Source organism: Williamsia muralis (genome assembly GCF_051487485.1).
Classification (GTDB): Bacteria; Actinomycetota; Actinomycetes; order Mycobacteriales; family Mycobacteriaceae; genus Williamsia; species Williamsia muralis_B.
On record NZ_JAHVCV010000002.1, the window covers coordinates 382,927 to 400,112 of the forward strand.

The 17,186-nt window shown below is 66.1% G+C and carries 16 protein-coding genes and 1 tRNA gene; 11 read left to right on the plus strand and 6 right to left on the minus strand.

Features of this window, described 5'->3' with window-relative positions; translation table 11 throughout:
* Positions 1–10: 10 nt before the first annotated feature.
* Complete coding sequence (gene mfd, locus KXR83_RS05110; protein ID WP_437423862.1) at positions 11–3,673, minus strand: transcription-repair coupling factor; 3,663 nt, start codon at positions 3,671–3,673, stop codon at positions 11–13.
* 112 nt (positions 3,674–3,785) lie between these two features.
* Here mfd and KXR83_RS05115 point away from each other — a divergent pair, with 112 nt between their 5' ends.
* Genes KXR83_RS05115 through KXR83_RS05125 form a run of 3 tightly spaced genes read left to right on the plus strand, consistent with a single transcriptional unit; the run spans position 3,786 to position 6,031 of the window.
* Entirely contained in the window at positions 3,786–4,679 is an 894-nt protein-coding gene (locus KXR83_RS05115) for an oxidoreductase (RefSeq protein ID WP_437423863.1), read from the plus strand.
* Positions 4,676–5,200, plus strand: coding sequence for an N-acetyltransferase family protein (locus KXR83_RS05120; RefSeq protein ID WP_437423864.1), 525 nt, complete (start codon positions 4,676–4,678; stop codon positions 5,198–5,200). The genes KXR83_RS05115 and KXR83_RS05120 overlap by 4 nt, the downstream gene beginning before the upstream one ends.
* 48 nt (positions 5,201–5,248) lie before the next feature.
* Positions 5,249–6,031: a dioxygenase family protein gene (locus KXR83_RS05125; RefSeq protein WP_437423865.1), complete on the plus strand. Its 783-nt coding sequence runs from the start codon at positions 5,249–5,251 to the stop codon at positions 6,029–6,031.
* Between the two features lie 29 nt (positions 6,032–6,060).
* On the opposite strand, the gene KXR83_RS05130 is transcribed toward KXR83_RS05125, so the two are convergent.
* The 3 genes from KXR83_RS05130 to KXR83_RS05140 form a co-directional block, all read right to left on the minus strand.
* Positions 6,061–6,732, minus strand: a complete 672-nt coding sequence (locus KXR83_RS05130) for a TetR family transcriptional regulator (RefSeq protein ID WP_437424450.1) — start codon at positions 6,730–6,732, stop codon at positions 6,061–6,063.
* A 24-nt stretch (positions 6,733–6,756) separates the two neighbouring features.
* Positions 6,757–6,828 (minus strand) — tRNA-Gln (locus KXR83_RS05135).
* 63 nt (positions 6,829–6,891) lie between these two features.
* Entirely contained in the window at positions 6,892–7,701 is an 810-nt protein-coding gene (locus KXR83_RS05140) for an SDR family oxidoreductase (protein ID WP_099381791.1), read from the minus strand.
* 100 nt (positions 7,702–7,801) lie between these two features.
* Here KXR83_RS05140 and glmU point away from each other — a divergent pair, with 100 nt between their 5' ends.
* Genes glmU through arsC form a run of 3 tightly spaced genes read left to right on the plus strand, consistent with a single transcriptional unit; the run spans position 7,802 to position 10,628 of the window.
* Entirely contained in the window at positions 7,802–9,304 is a 1,503-nt protein-coding gene (glmU, locus tag KXR83_RS05145) for a bifunctional UDP-N-acetylglucosamine diphosphorylase/glucosamine-1-phosphate N-acetyltransferase GlmU (RefSeq protein ID WP_437423866.1), read from the plus strand.
* On the plus strand, positions 9,301–10,281 hold the full coding sequence (locus KXR83_RS05150) for a ribose-phosphate diphosphokinase (protein WP_023962927.1): 981 nt from the start codon (positions 9,301–9,303) through the stop codon (positions 10,279–10,281). Before glmU ends, KXR83_RS05150 begins: the two co-directional genes overlap by 4 nt.
* 8 nt (positions 10,282–10,289) lie before the next feature.
* Complete coding sequence (arsC, locus tag KXR83_RS05155) at positions 10,290–10,628, plus strand: arsenate reductase (glutaredoxin) (protein ID WP_437423867.1); 339 nt, start codon at positions 10,290–10,292, stop codon at positions 10,626–10,628.
* A gap of 16 nt (positions 10,629–10,644) precedes the next feature.
* Here the strand turns inward: arsC and KXR83_RS05160 are convergent, their stop codons facing one another.
* Positions 10,645–11,124, minus strand: a complete 480-nt coding sequence (locus KXR83_RS05160) for a limonene-1,2-epoxide hydrolase family protein (RefSeq protein WP_437423868.1) — start codon at positions 11,122–11,124, stop codon at positions 10,645–10,647.
* Between the two features lie 252 nt (positions 11,125–11,376).
* On the opposite strand from KXR83_RS05160, the gene KXR83_RS05165 reads away from it, so the two are divergent.
* A complete protein-coding gene (locus KXR83_RS05165) occupies positions 11,377–12,012 on the plus strand; it encodes a 50S ribosomal protein L25/general stress protein Ctc (protein WP_437423869.1) in 636 nt (211 codons plus the stop codon).
* Here KXR83_RS05165 and KXR83_RS05170 read toward each other — a convergent pair whose 3' ends face one another.
* Complete coding sequence (locus KXR83_RS05170) at positions 12,013–12,951, minus strand: DMT family transporter (RefSeq protein WP_437423870.1); 939 nt, start codon at positions 12,949–12,951, stop codon at positions 12,013–12,015.
* A 63-nt stretch (positions 12,952–13,014) separates the two neighbouring features.
* Between KXR83_RS05170 and KXR83_RS05175 the strand changes: the two genes are divergently transcribed.
* The 4 genes from KXR83_RS05175 (at position 13,015) to KXR83_RS05190 (ending at position 17,102) form a co-directional block, all read left to right on the plus strand.
* Positions 13,015–13,620: a TetR/AcrR family transcriptional regulator gene (locus tag KXR83_RS05175; protein ID WP_437423871.1), complete on the plus strand. Its 606-nt coding sequence runs from the start codon at positions 13,015–13,017 to the stop codon at positions 13,618–13,620.
* Between the two features lie 25 nt (positions 13,621–13,645).
* Complete coding sequence (gene pth, locus KXR83_RS05180; protein ID WP_437423872.1) at positions 13,646–14,236, plus strand: aminoacyl-tRNA hydrolase; 591 nt, start codon at positions 13,646–13,648, stop codon at positions 14,234–14,236.
* Positions 14,237–14,355: 119 nt separating this feature from the next.
* Entirely contained in the window at positions 14,356–15,372 is a 1,017-nt protein-coding gene (locus KXR83_RS05185; RefSeq protein WP_437423873.1) for a beta-ketoacyl-ACP synthase III, read from the plus strand.
* Positions 15,373–15,500: 128 nt separating this feature from the next.
* On the plus strand, positions 15,501–17,102 hold the full coding sequence (locus tag KXR83_RS05190; protein ID WP_437424451.1) for a peptide chain release factor 3: 1,602 nt from the start codon (positions 15,501–15,503) through the stop codon (positions 17,100–17,102).
* Positions 17,103–17,186 lie beyond the last annotated feature (84 nt).

Sequence of the window (17,186 nt, forward strand, 5' to 3'; positions counted from 1 at the left end):
GGCTGTTCGGTCACGTGCCACCTGCCGTGCCGGCCGCCGCAGGAACGGCCGCACGCATGTTGACCGAGCCCGGGGTGCGACCGTCGACAACCAGCAGCAGGTCGGCGACCACCTGCACCAACTCGACGTCGCGAACTCGGTCGCTGCCGATGCCGCCGGTACGTGGGATGGGCAGGCCGACCACGCCGGTGGTCGCGCGATAGACCACGCTCGGGTAGATCCGCTTGAGTCGGACCTGTTGGGAATCCATGAGTTTGAGCGGCGAGATCTTGATCTGGCTGCCGGCCACACCCACCTCTTTGACCCCGAGTTCGCGCGCCAGCATCCGCAACTTGGCCACCGACACCAGCCGTGCGACCTCTTCGGGCAGCGGACCGTAACGGTCGACCAGTTCGTCCACCACCCCGCCGATCTCCTCGGCCGAGTCCGCGGCGGCGAACTTGCGGTACGCCTCCAGGCGCAACCGGTCCGAGTCGACGTAATCGACAGGGATGTGCGCATCCACCGGCAGATCGATCCGCACCTCGCGGTCTTCCTCGGTCGCGATCGGCCGGCCGTCCGCGGCCGCCCGGTAGGCCTCCACCGCCTCGCCGACGAGCCGCACGTAGAGGTCGAATCCGACCCCAGCGACGTGGCCGGACTGTTCGGCACCCAAAACGTTTCCGGCGCCGCGCAATTCGAGGTCCTTGAGGGCGACGGCCATGCCGGCACCCAATTCGTTGTTCTGCGCGATGGTCGACAACCGCTCGTAGGCAGTCTCGGTGAGCGGCTTGTCGCCGTTGTACAGGAAGTACGCGTATCCGCGTTCGCGGCTGCGACCGACGCGGCCACGCAACTGGTGCAGCTGCGACAGTCCGAGCACCTCCGCGCGGTCGACGATGAGGGTGTTCGCGTTAGAGATGTCGAGACCGGTCTCGATGATGGTGGTACACACCAGGACGTCGTATTCGCGGTCCCAGAAACCCGTGACCGTGCGCTCGAGAAGGTCTTCGCCCATCTGGCCGTGTGCCACCACGACCCTCGCCTCGGGCACCATCTCCTTGATGGACGCCGCGGTCTTGTCGATGGTGCTCACCCGGTTGTGCACGTAGAACACCTGACCATCACGCAGCAACTCACGCCGGATCGCGGCCGCGACCTGCTTCGCTTGATAGGCACCGACATACGTGAGCACCGGGTGCCGTTCCTCGGGCGGGGTCAGGATGGTCGACATCTCGCGGATACCGGCCATCGACATCTCCAGCGTTCGCGGAATCGGTGTGGCCGACATGGTCAGCACATCCACGTGGGTACGGAGCGCCTTGATGTGCTCCTTGTGCTCGACGCCGAAGCGCTGTTCTTCGTCGACCACGACCAGGCCGAGGTCCTTCCACCGCACACCGGACGCCAGTAATCGGTGGGTGCCGACCACGATGTCGATGCTGCCATCGGCCAGACCGTCGGTGACCTTGCGTGATTCGCGGGTGTCGGTGAAGCGGGACAAGCCGGCGACGGTGACCGGGAACCCGGACATACGTTCGGTGAACGTCTGCAGATGTTGTTGCGCGAGAATGGTTGTGGGCACCAGCACCGCAACCTGCTTGCCGCTCTGCACGGCCTTGAACGCCGCGCGGACGGCGATCTCGGTCTTGCCGTAGCCCACGTCACCGACCACCACACGGTCCATCGGGACGGGTCGCTCCATGTCGCCCTTGACCTCGCCGATCACGGTGAGCTGATCGATGGTCTCGGTGAACCCGAAGGCGTCTTCCATCTCCCGCTGCCACGGGGTGTCGGGTGCAAACGCGTATCCGGGCGCGGCGTGCCGGGCGGCATACAGCTGCACCAGTTCGCCGGCGATCTCGCGAACAGCCTTGCGCGCCTTGCGTTTGGTGTTCTGCCAGTCCGACCCACCGAGCTTCGAGAGCGAGGGCGCCTCACCGCCGACGTACCGCGAGAGCTGATCGAGCGAGTCCATCGGGACGAACAGTCTGTCGCCGGGATGGCCACGCTTGCTCGGTGCGTATTCGATGACCAGGTATTCGCGCCGCGCGCCGCCGATCGTCCGCTCGATCATCTCGACGAACTTGCCGATGCCGTGCTGATCGTGCACCACCATGTCGCCGGCGTTCAGTGCCAGTGGGTCGACCTGGTTGCGTCGCTTGGCCGGAAGTCGTCGCCCGTCCTGGGCGCCGGTCACCCGCGCACCGGTGAGGTCGGCTTCGGTGGCGACCACCAGGCCCGCATCGGGCAGCACGAGTCCCGAGGTCAGCGCGCCTCGCAGCACCGACACCACACCGGGTTCGGGAACGGAGCCGGGCTCGGCCAGCCGCGCCGCGACCTCGGCCTCGCCCAGTCGTTCCACCAGGCGCTCGGCCGTTCCGGCGCCGGCCGCGACCACAGCGGCGCGATTACCTGCGCCGATGTGAAGACGCAGGGAGGCAAAGGTTTTGGTGAGCTCGTCGCCGTCTCCGCGCGGTGCGGGCCCGGGCGCGACCGCGAGTTCGGTGCCCATTCCCATCGGACTCAACGTCCACCACGGCCGCTCGGCCTCGACGGTCTGCGTGTGGACCTCGCCGAGTGAGCGGTATGCGCTGGCCTCCAGGTGCAGGATGCCTCCGAGGTCGATCGGGGCGTCGGCCCCGCCGCCGGCAGCCGTCCACGACGCCTCGAGGAACTCGGCGCCGGTGCGGGCGAGATCCGATGCGCGGGTACGAACCTTCTCGGGATCCAGGACCAGCACGTGCGTGCCTGCCGGCATCACCTCGGTGAGCAGTTGCATCTGCCCTGGGACAAGCGCGGGGATCAGCGCTTCCATGCCCTCGGTGGCGATCCCGTCGGAGAGCTTGGTGAGCATCTCCACCAGCGGACCGGTCGAACTGCGCTCGACATCGGTGCCGGTCCCGGCGATCTCCCCGGCGAGCTCTGCCGCACGAGTACGGACGCCGGTGGTCAGCAGCAGCTCCCGGCACGGATGGATGTGGACGAGCTTCATGTCCACCTCGGGCTGGCTGCGCTGGTCGGCAACCGAGAAGGCACGCTGCTCGGTGATCTCGTCGCCCCAGAACTCCACGCGCACCGGGTAATCGGTGGTGGTCGGGAACACGTCCAGGATGCCGCCGCGCACCGCGAACTCGCCTCGTTTGCCGACCATGTCGACACGGGCGTAGGCGAGCTCGACCAGCTTCTCGATCAACGCATCGAAGTCGACCTCGGCTCCCTCACGCAGGGTGATCGCGTCGAGGTCGCCGAGTCCCGGGGCCATGGGTTGCACCAGCGAACGCACGGTGGTGACCACCACGCTCAGCGGTGGACCGTAGCTGCTGTCCTCGGGATGCCGCAGGCGATGCAGCACTCGTAGCCGCTGGCCGACCGTGTCCGCCGACGGCGACAACCGCTCATGTGGCAGCGTCTCCCACGACGGGAAGTTGCTGACCCTCTTGCCGATCATGTCCCGGAGCTGGGCAGTGAGCTCATCGGCTTCGCGTCCGGTCGCAGCGACGACGAGCACGGGATCCGGGGAGGCCGCGGCCATTGCCGAGATCAGGAACGGCCGGGCGGCGGGTGGGCCCACCAGCTCCAATTCCGGGGCTCCCAGTTGGGCCACCACTCCGGTCAGGGCCACGTCCGACGCCGCGATCTGCGCCAAACCCGACAGCTGTCCCGTGAAAAATGCAGCAGAGGGCCCAGTCACACGGACAGTTTACGGGTGCGAACAAGGCCCGCCAGGCCGGGACCGTCGTGGGCCGAAACGAAACCCGGGCAACACCGTCGTCGCCGGTGACCGGGCAGTTACGCTAGGCCGCATGAAAACCCGCTGGTCGGTGGCCAACCTGCCACGTATGGACGGCAAGCGTGTTGTCGTCACCGGTGCCACGAACGGCATCGGATGGGAAACCGCGCGTGGACTGGCGCGCGTCGGAGCCCAGGTGGTGCTGGCGGTACGCGATCTCGACCGCGGCAAGGAGCGTGCCGAGCAGATCGCCGACGAGACCAGCGGTGCCCACACCGAGGTCATCGAACTCGATGTCGCCGATCTGTCCTCGGTCCGTCGCTGCGCTGACGGTCTCGGTCCGCTCGACATCCTCGTCAACAATGCGGGCGTGATGGCGTCGGAGCGGCGTACCACCGTCGACGGGTTCGAGATGGCGCTCGGAACCAACTTCCTCGGACCGTTCGCGCTCACCAATCTCTTGCTGCCCCAGATCGCCGAGCGCGTCGTGATCGTCGGATCCACGTCGCACAAGACCGGTGAGATCAACCTGGACGATCCACATTTCGAGCGCCGCACGTGGACACGTCCCACGTCGTACTCCCAGTCGAAGTTGGCCGACATGTTGTGGGCGCTCGAACTCGATCGTCGCTTGCGCAAGGCTGGTTCGAAGATCACCACTGCCATCGCCCACCCCGGATGGGCCACCACCGGCATCCTCGGGGTCACCGGGATCGCACCTCTGGACAAGGTGATCGAGGCCGCCGGCGCGGTGCTCGCCAACACGCCGGAACAAGGCGCGGCGGTCACCCTGTACGCGATGAATCCCGATGTGCCGTCGGGGGCGTACGTCGGACCCGACGGCCGGTTCGGCCTGCGCGGCGATCCGGTTCTGGTCGGGCGCACCCCGAAGGCCTGCGACTTCCGGACCGCCGGCCTGCTGTGGGAGTTCGCGGAGCGCGAGACCGGCACGGGGTTCGGTCTGTGAGTGTGTTGATCCGACCGGCCACCGCGCCGGATTGTGTTGCGGTGGCCGACATCTACCGCCATTACGTCGAGAACACGGTGATCACGTTCGACTACGACTCGCCGTCTGCAGCCGATTGGAAGGCCAAGCGTGCGGATCTGAACGCCCAGCGGATGCCCTTTGTTGTCGCCTCGGACGAGAGCGGCGAGGTGGTCGGGTTCGCGTACGTGGCGCAGTACCGCGTCAAACAGGCATACGCCTGGACGGTTGAGAACACCATCTACCTCAGCCCCGACCACACCGGGAAGGGCTATGGGACCGCGTTGATTAACGGGCTTCTCGATGCGGTGCGATCGACGTCGATCCGACGGATCGTCGCGGTGATCGCCGACGTCCCCGGTACGGGCTCCATCGCACTGCACACCAAGGCCGGTTTCTACGACGTCGGCAGGTTGCGGCGGATCGGCTACAAACACGGCGCGTGGGTCGATTGCGTGCAGATGCAGCTGGACGTGAACGAATCTGACGAGCCACCTACCTGACCACCCAGCGCCGGGATTAAACGGACCGCGGTCCGAGTTGATATTGTCATGTCTGTGTCGCGCATGCCCGCCTTGTTCCTCAGCCACGGTGCGCCGCCGTTGGTGGATGACACCCGGTGGGTCTCCGAACTCCGTGCGTGGTCCGGCGACCTGCCCCGGCCGTCGGCGATCCTGATCGTGTCGGCGCACTGGGAGTCCGCTCCGCTGACCATCGGTTCGACCGATCCCACCGTGCCGCTGACCTATGATTTTGGCGGCTTCCCCGAGCACTACTACCGCGCACGCTACGACGCGCCCGGGGCCGTCGACCTCGCCGCCCAGGTCGCCGCGCTGATGCCCGACGGACAAGCAGTCCACCACGACACTCACCGCCGGCTCGACCATGGTGCCTACGTGCCGTTGACCGTGATGTACCCAGAGGCGCAGATCCCGGTCTTGCAGGTGTCGCTGCCGACACTCGACCCCGAGAAGTTGCTCGACCTCGGCCGGCGACTGCGCCCGTTGCGCGACCAGGGCGTCCTCATCATCGGGTCCGGGTTCACCACACACGGGCTGCCGTTCCTGCGTGACCCACGCCCCGACGCCCCTGCACCCAGCTGGTCGAAGGAGTACGACAGTTGGGCCGCAGAACGATTCGCCGCGGGCGACGTGGAGTCACTGGTGCGTTTTCGGACCGAGGCGCCGGGCATGCCGTACGCCCATCCGACGGTCGAGCACTGGTCGCCGCTGTTCGTGGCACTGGGCGCGAGCGACGACCCGGAGCAGCAAGGTCAGCAGATCATCGACGGATTCTGGATGGGCCTGAGCAAACGTAGCCTGCAGCTGACCTGACGAGTCGGTACTCGACAACAGCTTGGAGGCTATCCCTTCTCGGTGTAGTCCGGACCGACGAGATGTGGGTCGGATTCCAAGTGCGACAACCCGTTCCAGCAGAGGTTCACCAGGTGGGCGGCCACCACCTCCTTGGACGGCTCACGGACGTCGAGCCACCACTGGGCGGTCACGGTCACCATTCCCACGAGGGCCTGTGCGTACAGGGGCGCCAGTGCCGGGTCGCGGTCGCGGCGCTGAAAGTCACTGGCCAAAAGGTGCTCGACCTGGCTGATGGCATCGGTCAGCAGGCTCGAATACTTACCCGTCTCGCCGGCGGTGGGGGTACCGCGCACCAGGATCCGGAACCCCTCGGTGCGGTCTTCCATATAGGTCAGCAAGGCCAGGGCCACCTGCTGTATCCGGAACCTCGACCGGTTCTGGGTGAGCGAGGAGGTGATCATCCCCAGCAGGGTTTCCATCTCGCGGTCGACCACCACGGCGTAGAGACCCTCTTTGCCGCCGAAATGTTCGTACACAACAGGTTTGGAGACGCCTGCGCGCTGAGCGATCTCCTCGACAGAGGTCGAGTCGAAACCGCGTTCGGCAAACAATCCGCGGGCCACCTCGATCAGCTGATGACGCCGCTGTGTTCCCGTCATGCGGGCTCGCGGGGCGCGTTGCACCTTCTCTTCGTGTGCGGTGGGACGGTCGACGGACACCTCGGTCCCTCCTGTCACTCGTTGCTCCGCCACCAGGACTCGAACCTAGAATGCCTGAACCAAAATCAGGAGTGTTGCCGATTACACCATGGCGGATTGCGCTCACGATTGTGCCACGCGTCCGGACCCCGAGCGCAACAGGTCCGGACTGCGCACAGCTCAGTCCTTGGGGCCGCCTGCGACGTAGATCACCTGTCCGGACACGAAACCGGCACCCTCGCTGACGAAGAACGAGGCCGTGTGGGCGATGTCATCGGGCACACCGGTCCGCGCGACCGGGATCTGCGATGCAGCGGCCTTCTTGAAGTCCTCGAAAGGAACGCCGACACGTTCGGCCGTGGCCGCGGTCATCTCGGTCTCGATGAACCCGGGGGCGATGGCATTGGCGGTGACGCCGAACTTGCCCAGCTCGATGGCCAGGGTTTTGGTGAAGCCCTGCATGCCCGCCTTGGCGGCCGAGTAGTTGACCTGGCCACGGTTGCCCTGGGCGGAGGTGCTCGAGAGGTTCACGATGCGGCCGAACTTGGCGCCGACCATGTGCTGCTGCACCGCACGCGACATCAGGAAAGCACCGCGCAAGTGCACGTTCATGACCGCGTCCCAGTCCGAGACGGGCATCTTGAAGAGCAGGTTGTCGCGGGTGATGCCGGCGTTGTTGATCAGGACGGTCGGGGCACCGAGCTCGCTCGCGACACGTTCGACCGCGGCGGCCACCGAGTCCTCGTCGGAGACATCGGCGCCCACGGCCAGCGCTTTTCCGCCGGCGTCGGTGATCGCCTTGACGGTGTCGGCACAACTGCCCTCGTCGAGGTCCAGCACTGCCACCGCCAGGCCGTCGGAGGCCAGACGCTTGGCCACCGCCGCGCCGATGCCGCGGGCCGCTCCGGTCACGATCGCCGTTCTCTGTTCGCTCACAAACAACTCCTTGTCGAAGAAACCTGATTCGTCCACCCGGCCGGCCCGAACCATCACTGCGCTGCCCGGTCGATACTCACCCAGTTGTATCAAGACCCCTCCGAAGGTGCGTAGGATCGGGCCGTTCCCCCGCTTCCAACCGCATGGGAGTTCTATGTCCGCGGCCCCCGCATCCGCGCCTTCGTCGTCCGGACCGACCGCAGTTCTGGTTCTCGCCGCAGGCGCAGGCACCCGGATGAAGTCCGCGACCCCGAAAGTCCTGCACACCATCGCCGGCCGCACGCTGCTGTCCCACGCGCTGCACGCCGCAGACGACATCGCCCCCGACCACCTGGTGGTCGTCGTCGGCCACGACCGCACCCGGGTCGAAACCGCGTGCTCCGAGATCGCCACCACGCTGGGCCGCCAGGTGGTGACGGCGGTCCAGGAGCAGCAGAACGGCACCGGTGACGCCGTGCGCGCCGGACTGTCGGCGCTGCCCGACGGCTTCGACGGCACCGTGCTGGTGACCGCGGCAGATGTTCCCCTGCTCGACGGACCGACACTTCATGCGCTGATCAGCGACCACACCGCGTCGCCCCGTGCCGCGGTGACAGTGCTCACGTCCACCGCCGAAGACCCCACCGGGTACGGCCGGGTTCTGCGCACCCAGGACGGTGCGGTCACGGCGATCGTCGAACAAAAGGACGCCACCGAGCAGCAACGGGAGATCACCGAGGTCAACTCGGGCGTCTATGCCTTCGACGCGCAGACCCTGATGGGGGCCCTGGCCGAGTTGTCGCCCGACAACGCCCAGCACGAGCTGTACCTCACCGATGTCATCGAGATCGCCAACCGGCACTCGAAAGTGGTGCGCGCCAAGCACATCGACGACGCCGCCTTGGTCGCCGGATGCAACGACCGGCTGCAACTGTCCACCCTGGGCGCCGAACTCAATCGCCGGGTCCTCGCCCGCCACATGCTGGCCGGCGTCACCATCATCGATCCGGGCACCACCTGGATCGACGTCGATGTGACGATCGAGCCCGACGTCACCATCGCCCCCGGTACTCAACTGCTCGGAACCACCGACGTCGCGACCGGGGCGCACATCGGGCCCGACAGCACTCTTGCGAACGTCAACGTGGGGGCCGGCGCCTCGATCATCCGAACCCACGCGACCGATGCGGTGGTGGGCGCCGACACCCAGGTCGGCCCCTTCGCCTACCTGAGACCCGGCAGCGTGCTGGGCGATGGCGGCAAGATCGGGACCTTCGTCGAGACCAAGAACGCCGACATCGGGCCGGGCGCCAAGGTGCCCCACCTGACCTATGTCGGCGATGCCACCATCGGCGAGGGCACCAACATCGGCGCATCGAGCGTCTTCGTGAACTACGACGGTGTGAACAAGAACCGCACCGTCGTCGGCTCACACTGCCGCACCGGGTCCGACACGATGTTCATCGCACCGATCAACGTCGGTGATGGCGCCTACACCGGAGCGGGTACCGTCTTGACGCAGGATGTGCCCGCGGGCGCCTTGGCGATCTCCGGTGGCAAACAACGAAACATCGACGGTTGGGTGCAAGCCAAACGGCCCGGCACGCCCGCAGCCCGGGCGGCTGCCGACGCACTCACCGTCGCCGATCACGTGCAACAAGAAAGTGAAGATCAGTGACCTGGACCACCACCGACAACCAGAAGAGCCTCATGCTGTTCTCTGGTCGTGCACATCCCGAGCTGGCCGACGCGGTCGCCCGGGAACTCGACATCAAGGTCACCCCACAAACCGCCAGAGACTTCGCCAACGGTGAGATCTTCGTGCGTTTCGAGGAGTCGGTCCGTGGCTCGGATGCTTTTGTGCTCCAGAGCTGCCCGTATCCCCTGAACAAGCACCTGATGGAACAGCTGATCATGATCGACGCCCTCAAGCGTGGGTCGGCCAAGCGCATCACCGCCATCCTGCCGTTCTACCCATATGCGCGCCAGGACAAGAAACATCGTGGGCGCGAACCCATTTCGGCTCGCCTGGTGGCCGATCTGCTGAAGACCGCGGGCGCCGACCGCATCATCACGGTCGACCTGCACACCGACCAGATCCAAGGGTTCTTCGACGGACCGGTCGACCACATGCACGCGCAGGGTCAGCTGTCGGAGTACGTCAAGAACAAGTACGGCACCAAGCACATCACCGTGGTCTCCCCCGACTCCGGACGTGTGCGCGTCGCCGAGAAGTGGGCCGATTCGCTCGACGGTGCCCCGCTGGCCTTCATCCACAAGACCCGCGACCCCCTGGTGCCCAACCAGGTGAAATCCAACCGTGTGGTCGGTGACGTCTCGGGACGCACCTGCGTGCTGATCGACGACATGATCGACACCGGCGGCACCATCGCCGGCGCGGTCCAGGTTCTCAAGGACGCCGGCGCAGGCGACGTGATCATCGCGACCACACACGGAGTCTTCTCCGACCCCGCTGCCGAGCGCCTCGCCAACTGTGGAGCCCGTGAGGTCATCGCCACCGACACGTTGCCGATCGGGCCGGAGAAGCAGTTCGACAGCCTCACCGTGCTGTCGATCGCGCCGCTGCTGGGCCGCACCATCCGTGAGGTGTTCGAAAACGGTTCGGTGACAAGCCTGTTCAACGGAAGCGCATAGGCACTCCGGTGGCGACCATCTATCACAACCCGAAGTGCTCGACGTCACGCAAAGCACTGCAGCGTATGCGCGACGGCGGGGTGGAGCCGACGATCGTCAAATATCTGGAGACACCGCCGAGCCGTGTCGCCCTGGAGAAGATGATCGCCGACGCCGGCATCGAGGTCCGTCAAGCAGTCCGCAAGCGCGAGTCCCTGTACAGCGAACTCGATCTCGCCGACGCGACCGACGACGAGTTGCTCGACGCGATGGCCACCAACCCGATCCTCATCGAGCGGCCGTTTGTGGTGACCGACAAGGGCACGCGACTCGCGCGTCCGGTCGAATCGATCGACGACATCCTCTGAGAAGAGGGACGGCCGCCTAACCGCCGAACGGCGCGATGGCGGTCAGGGTGGGTTTCGGTAGTGGTCGCTGCACACGCGGCACGGCAATGGCGGCCAGGCCGCGAAGTACGCCCTTTGTCATGTCGAAGAAGTCGAAGTAGTCGCGCCAGACCGTGATCAGCCCATCCTCGATCTCGAACCGGCCACAGACCCAGAACTGCATCGAGAACCTGCCGAAGGTGAGTTCGTCGATGCGTTCGGTCAGCACCACGGGCCCGTCGGTTGTGACGTTGATGAACTGCACGCCGAAGCCCGCGCGAGGGTTCTCCATCACCCGAAAGACTTTGGCGACGCGGGACTTGCCGCGGATCGTCGAGACGCCCACGTTGGTGTAGTCGATGTCGGGGTGAACCAGCTCCATCGCGGCGTCGAGGTCGCCGAGGGCAAGCAACTCGAGGAACGACCGGGCGATCTCCGCCTCAGATCTGTCGGTCTCTGTGTCGAAATCGTCTGTCATACCGGCGACGCTACCCGCCGGTGCCGCGGCGTGGTCGCCGAAGTCGACGAGCCGATCACAAAGCCGCCCATCAGCGCGAATCGGAGCCAGGGCACGGGTGCGGTATAGTCTGACCCGTTGTCTCGGCGAGGGTGATCTCGATTGTCACCGTGATCGGCGCGGCGTGGTTCTCCCCTCGGGTGCACTGTGGCTGTCTGTCGATCTTGTCGTGACCCACAGACCACCACCCGTAACACCGAGGAGAACACCATCATGGCCACTGCCAATCAGGCCAGCAATCTGAGCGTTTCGATCCGCACCGAGAGCGGCAAGGGCGCAGCCCGTCGCACCCGTCGCGCAGGCAACGTGCCCGCCGTGCTCTACGGCCACGGCACCGAGCCCAAGCACCTCACCATCCCGGCCCGCGAGTTCGCCGCCATCCTGCGTAACAACGGCCTCAATGCCGTCATCGACCTCGACATCGAGGGCGAGACCCAGCTGGCACTGACCAAGCAGGTCGACGTGCACCCGATCCGCAACTACATCGAGCACGCCGACCTCGTCGTGATCAACCGCGGCGAGAAGGTCACCGTCGAGGTCGCGATCGTTGTCGAGGGCGACGCCGCCCCCGGCAACCTGGTCACCCAGGACGCCAGCGTCATCGAGATCGAGGCCGACGTGCTGTCGATCCCCGAGCAGATCGCCGTGTCGGTCGAGGGCAAGGAAGCCGGATACTCGATCAACGCTGCCGAGCTCGACCTGCCCGAGGGCGTCACCCTGATCTCCGACCCCGAGACGCTGATCATCGCCGTCAACGAGGCTCAGAAGGCCGAGACCGAGTCGGACACCGACGCTTCCGAGCCGGCCGAGACCGATACCGCCGCCGAGGGCGACTCCGCCGGCGAGTAGTCAACGCCGCAAGGATTCCGCCGTCTCCGGCCCGCGCACTTCGGTGTCGCGGGCCGGAGTCGTCTGCGGCACCTGTTTCGACGAGGCGCCGGCCGACGTTCGGACCAGCTTGATGGTCACCCCCGCCGCGCTGACCACGACGCCGGCCACCTCCCACACCCCGAGCTGATCGCCGAACATCGGCCAGGCGATCACCATGGTGGTGGGCGGCACGAGCAGCAGCAGGGTGCTCAGGTGCATCGGTCCGGCCTCCCGATTGACCCACAGGTAGGCACCCCAGCCGCCGAACGTCGCAAAGACAACGGCCCATCCCAGCGACCACGCGAAGTCGAACGTCATCGGCGGAACCACATCGCCGACAACCACATTCACGGCCCAGAAGATGACGGCACCCACGACGCACTGCACGGCCAGGGCGGCCGCCATCGGCTCGGGCGGCCGCAGTCGCCGCTCGGTGAGCGTGGCCGCGACCAGGGCGAGCATCCCGAACGTGCACAGCAGGTAAGCCCACCAGGGAACGCCGCCGGCGTGCATCTTGCCCCCGACCACGAGTCCGACACCCACGATGCCGACGGTCAGGCCCAGCCACTCACGGGCGCCTATCCGCTGACCGAGCACGGGCACCGCACACGCTGCCACCACCAACGGCTGCAGTGAACAGATCAGTGCGGTGATGCCGGGACTGAGCCCCGCGCCCACCGAGGCGCTGATAGCCCCCAGGTACAGACCCTGCATCACGATCGCCAGGCCCACCTGTCGCATCACGCCTGCGCGGGTGATGCGCAGACGCCTCACCACACAGAAGCCGATCAGCAGGATGGCAGCCACCGCGAACCGGCAGCTGAGCAGCATGTGCCAGGAGGAATAGCGGGCGGCGAGCTCTGCTCCGAGATAACCCGAGCTCCACGCGAGCACCAGAACCGTCGAGGCTTTGATCATGGCGACAGGTAAACACACCGGTCGGTATACTTGCAGTGTACCGAGCCATCGACGAGGAGATCCATGACCGTTCCCGCTGTCCTCGACGTACCGACCGAGGCACCCATGACCCCCGCAGCCGAGCGAATCCTCGACGCCGCGGGGACCTTGTTCTACACCCGCGGCATCCGAGCGGTCGGCGTCGACTCGATCGCCGAGGCCGCCGGCACCACCAAGAAGACGATCTACGACCGGTTCGGCTCCAAGGACGGGCTGATCGTCGCGTATCTACATCGCCGCAGTCTGCGTTGGCGCAGTCTCGTGCTCGACTTCATCCGCCCCCTTCCGGTCGGGCGCGCGCAGGCCCTGGCCGTCTTCGACGCCACCGATGAATGGATGGCGTCGTGGATGCGCGGCTGCGGCTTCATCAATGCGTATGCCGAAATCGGCGGAACCGACCATCCCGGTGTCGAGATCATCGTCGAGGAGAAGGCGTGGGTGCGTGACCTGTTCGCGCACACATGTACCGCAGCCGGCTATCCCGAGCCAGATCTCCTCGCCGGGCAGTTGACGCTCCTGCACGAGGGCAGCATCGTCGCCCGGACCGCGGGGGCACAGGACGATGCATCTCGGGTTGCGAAGCTGACCGCACAGGTGCTGCTGGACGCTCCGGTGGGCGAACCGTCGTGATGGGCGCGGATGACAGAATGAGCGCGTGACCGAGAGCATCGTGATTGTCGGCCTGGGCAATCCGGGCACCCGCTACGAGAAGACCCGCCACAACGTCGGCGCGATGGCGGTACAACACCTGGCGCACAAGCTCGGCGAAAAGTTCAAGGTACACAAGAAGTCCGGCGCCCAGATCGCGGTCGGACGTCTGGCAGGCACCCCCGTTGTCCTGGCCATCCCGACGTGTTTCATGAACGAATCCGGCCGCCAGGTCGGGCCGTTGGCGTCGTTCTATTCCGCAGGTCCACAGTTCTCGGGACCACACACCCTCGTGGTGGTCCACGACGAATTGGACATCGACTTCGGTGCGGTCCGCCTCAAGCAGGGTGGCGGCGAAGGTGGCCACAACGGCCTTCGCTCCATCTCGCAAGCCGTGCGCAGCAAGGACTACCTCCGGGTCCGGCTCGGAGTCGGCCGACCACCCGGTCGCCAGGATCCCGCCGACTTCGTCCTCAAGCCGTTCTCGACGTCCGAACGCACCGAGGTGCCACTGCTGCTGGAGAACGCGTCCGACGCGATCGAATTGCTGATCTCGAACACCCTGGAAGACGCTCAGAACCGCGTGCACGCGTGGTGAGCTGACAACCGCGCCGTCGCGCCGGAGAAGCTCGATTTGTGAGGTGGCACTCGCTAGCCTGTTACAAGCTTCGCCGGCCGACCGATACATCGAAGAAGCCGCAATGAAAAGAGGAACGCATGCCTGTCATCGCTGACAAAACCGGGATCAACAACGTCGGGATTCTCGGCATCGGCGCCTATCGGCCGGATCGCGTGGTCACCAACGCTGAGATCTGCGAAAAGATCGACTCCAGCGATGAATGGATCTACACCCGCACCGGGATCAAGACCCGGCGGTTCTGCGGGCCGCACGAGAACGTCACCACGATGGCCATCGATTCCGGACGCAAGGCCATTGCCAATGCGCTGCTGAGCGGTTCGGACATCGACGCCGTCATCGTCGCCACCAACACCCACCTGCTGCTCACCCCCGGCGCAGGCACCGCGGTCGCCACCGCGCTCGGCGCCAACGGCGTGCCCGCCTTCGACGTCACCGTCGGATGCGCCGGATTCGGCTATGCGATGGGTATCGGCGCCGACATGATCCGCGGTGGCAGTGCCACCAACGTCCTTGTCATCGGATCCGAGCAGCTGTCGATCGCGCTCGACATGACCGATCGCGGCAACTGCTTCATCTTCGGTGACGGCGCCGGCGCCGTTGTCCTCGGAGCCACCGAAACCCAGGGCGTCGGCCCGGTCATCTGGGGCAGCGACGGTTCGCAGTACGACGCGATCCGCCAGGACATCGACTGGCTCGAGTTCATCGAAGGCGACCGCAAACAGCGCCCCTACCTGCGGATGGAGGGCACCAGCGTCTTCCGCTGGGCCGCATTCGAGATGGGCAAGGCAGCTCAGCGGGCACTGGACGCCGCGAAGATCGACGCGCAGGAACTCGACGTCTTCGTCCCACACCAGGCGAACGCACGGATCAACGACCTGCTGGCCCGCGGCCTCAAACTCCGCGACGACGCCGTTGTCGCCGGCGACATCGAGACCACCGGCAACACCTCTGCCGCCTCGATCCCGCTGGCCATGGAAGACCTGCTGTCCAACGGCAAGGCGAAGCCGGGCGATACCGCACTGCTGCTCGGTTACGGCGCCGGCCTCAGCTACGCCGCGCAGGTGGTCACCCTCCCGCCGGTTCCGTTCGAGTAGCACCTCCATCGAGCGGGCCACTCGGCGGTGGCGGCGATTGGTACCCGAACGCGCTGGTCTGTAGCCTTTTCTGAGTGAGTTCCGACCCGACCGCTACACCTGCCGAAACCCCTACCGCCAACAAGGCCGTGGTGGCCCGCGAGGTGGCCCGCCGTCGCACATTCGCGATCATCTCGCACCCGGACGCCGGTAAGTCGACGATGACCGAGGCGCTGGCCCTGCATGCGCGGATGATCAGCGAAGCGGGCGCCATCCACGGCAAAGCCGGCAGGCGCTCGACCGTGTCGGACTGGATGGAGATGGAGAAGGCTCGCGGCATCTCCGTGAGCTCGACCGCACTGCAGTTCAACTACCGCCTCGACAAGACCACCAGCGGTGTCGACGAGGTCAATGTGATCAACCTCGTCGACACGCCCGGTCACGCCGACTTCTCCGAGGACACCTACCGGGTGCTCACGGCCGTCGATGCCGCCGTGATGCTCATCGATGCGGCCAAGGGGCTCGAGCCGCAGACCCTGAAGTTGTTCCAGGTGTGTCGCCACCGCGGCATTCCCATCATCACCATCGTCAACAAGTGGGACCGGCCGGGACGCACTCCGCTGGAGCTGATCGACGAGATCAGCGAACGCATCGGTCTGACCCCCACCCCCCTCTACTTCCCCGTCGGCATCGCCGGAGACTTCCGCGGATTGCTCGATCGGCGGACCGGTAAATACATCCACTTCACACGCACCGCCGGTGGCGCGACGATCGCACCCGAAGAGCTCATCGAACCCGAGGACGCCCTCGCTCGCGAGGAGGACGACTGGACCACTGCGGTCGAGGAGAGCGAACTGCTCTCGGAGATGGGTCAGGACCATGACCAGGAGATGTTCCTGGCCGGCCAGACGTCCCCGATGATCTTCGCCTCCGCTGTGCTCAATTTCGGTGTACGTCAACTACTTCAGGCCCTGATCGAGTTGGCACCGCCGCCCACGGGCCGCGAGGCGATCGACCACACGGTCCGCGAGGTCACCGATTCGTTCAGCGCCGTGGTCTTCAAGGTGCAGGCGGGCATGGATTCCTCGCATCGAGATCGACTGGCGTACATGCGCATCGTGTCGGGAGAGTTCGAGCGGGGCATGGTGGTCACCCACGCTCAAACCGGGAAACCGTTCGCCACCAAGTACGCCCAGGCTGTGTTCGGCCGAGACCGCTCGACGGTGGACACCGCCTACCCCGGCGACGTGGTGGGCTTGGTCAATGCCATGGCGCTCGCCCCCGGCGACACCCTGTACTCGGGCCCGAAGGTTCAATACCCGCCAATCCCCTCCTTTGCCCCCGAACACTTCTCGGTGTGCCGCGCCGAGTCGGCGGGCAAGTACAAGCAGTTCCGCAAGGCCATCGACCAGCTCGACTCCGAAGGTGTTGTGCAGGTGCTGCGCAACGAGATTCGTGGCGATGCCTCTCCGGTGCTCGCCGCTGTCGGTCCGATGCAGTTCGAGGTCGTGACGGCACGGATGAAGACCGAGTTCGGGGTCGAGACGAGCTTCCAGGGCCTGCCTTACCAGTTGGCCCGGCGCACCGACGCCGAGAGTGTGGACGAATTGAACCGGCAGCGCGGGGTGGAGGTGTTCACCCGCAGCGACGGGGCACTCCTGGCTCTCGTCAGCGACAAGTGGCGACTGCAGTACATCGAGAAGGAACACGGCGACCTGACTCTCGAACCCTTGGTGGCGGCGGCAGATTGATGCGGTCACGGTTCCACCGGGTCGCGACGGCGGTCGCCGCATGCGCTCTGGTGACGGCCGGATGCAGCGGCCAGTCGGATTCGT

Excerpts from the sequence above, each read along its gene's own strand:
- KXR83_RS05115 (WP_437423863.1), top strand. The coding sequence starts at position 3,786 with ATGAAAACCCGCTGGTCGGTGGCCAACCTGCCACGTATGGACGGCAAG.
- KXR83_RS05125 (WP_437423865.1), top strand. The coding sequence starts at position 5,249 with ATGTCTGTGTCGCGCATGCCCGCCTTGTTCCTCAGCCACGGTGCGCCG.
- KXR83_RS05140 (WP_099381791.1), bottom strand. The coding sequence starts at position 7,701 with ATGGTTCGGGCCGGCCGGGTGGACGAATCAGGTTTCTTCGACAAGGAG.
- glmU (WP_437423866.1), top strand. The coding sequence starts at position 7,802 with ATGTCCGCGGCCCCCGCATCCGCGCCTTCGTCGTCCGGACCGACCGCA.
- KXR83_RS05160 (WP_437423868.1), bottom strand. The coding sequence starts at position 11,124 with ATGACAGACGATTTCGACACAGAGACCGACAGATCTGAGGCGGAGATC.
- KXR83_RS05165 (WP_437423869.1), top strand. The coding sequence starts at position 11,377 with ATGGCCACTGCCAATCAGGCCAGCAATCTGAGCGTTTCGATCCGCACC.
- KXR83_RS05170 (WP_437423870.1), bottom strand. The coding sequence starts at position 12,951 with ATGATCAAAGCCTCGACGGTTCTGGTGCTCGCGTGGAGCTCGGGTTAT.
- KXR83_RS05175 (WP_437423871.1), top strand. The coding sequence starts at position 13,015 with ATGACCGTTCCCGCTGTCCTCGACGTACCGACCGAGGCACCCATGACC.
- KXR83_RS05185 (WP_437423873.1), top strand. The coding sequence starts at position 14,356 with ATGCCTGTCATCGCTGACAAAACCGGGATCAACAACGTCGGGATTCTC.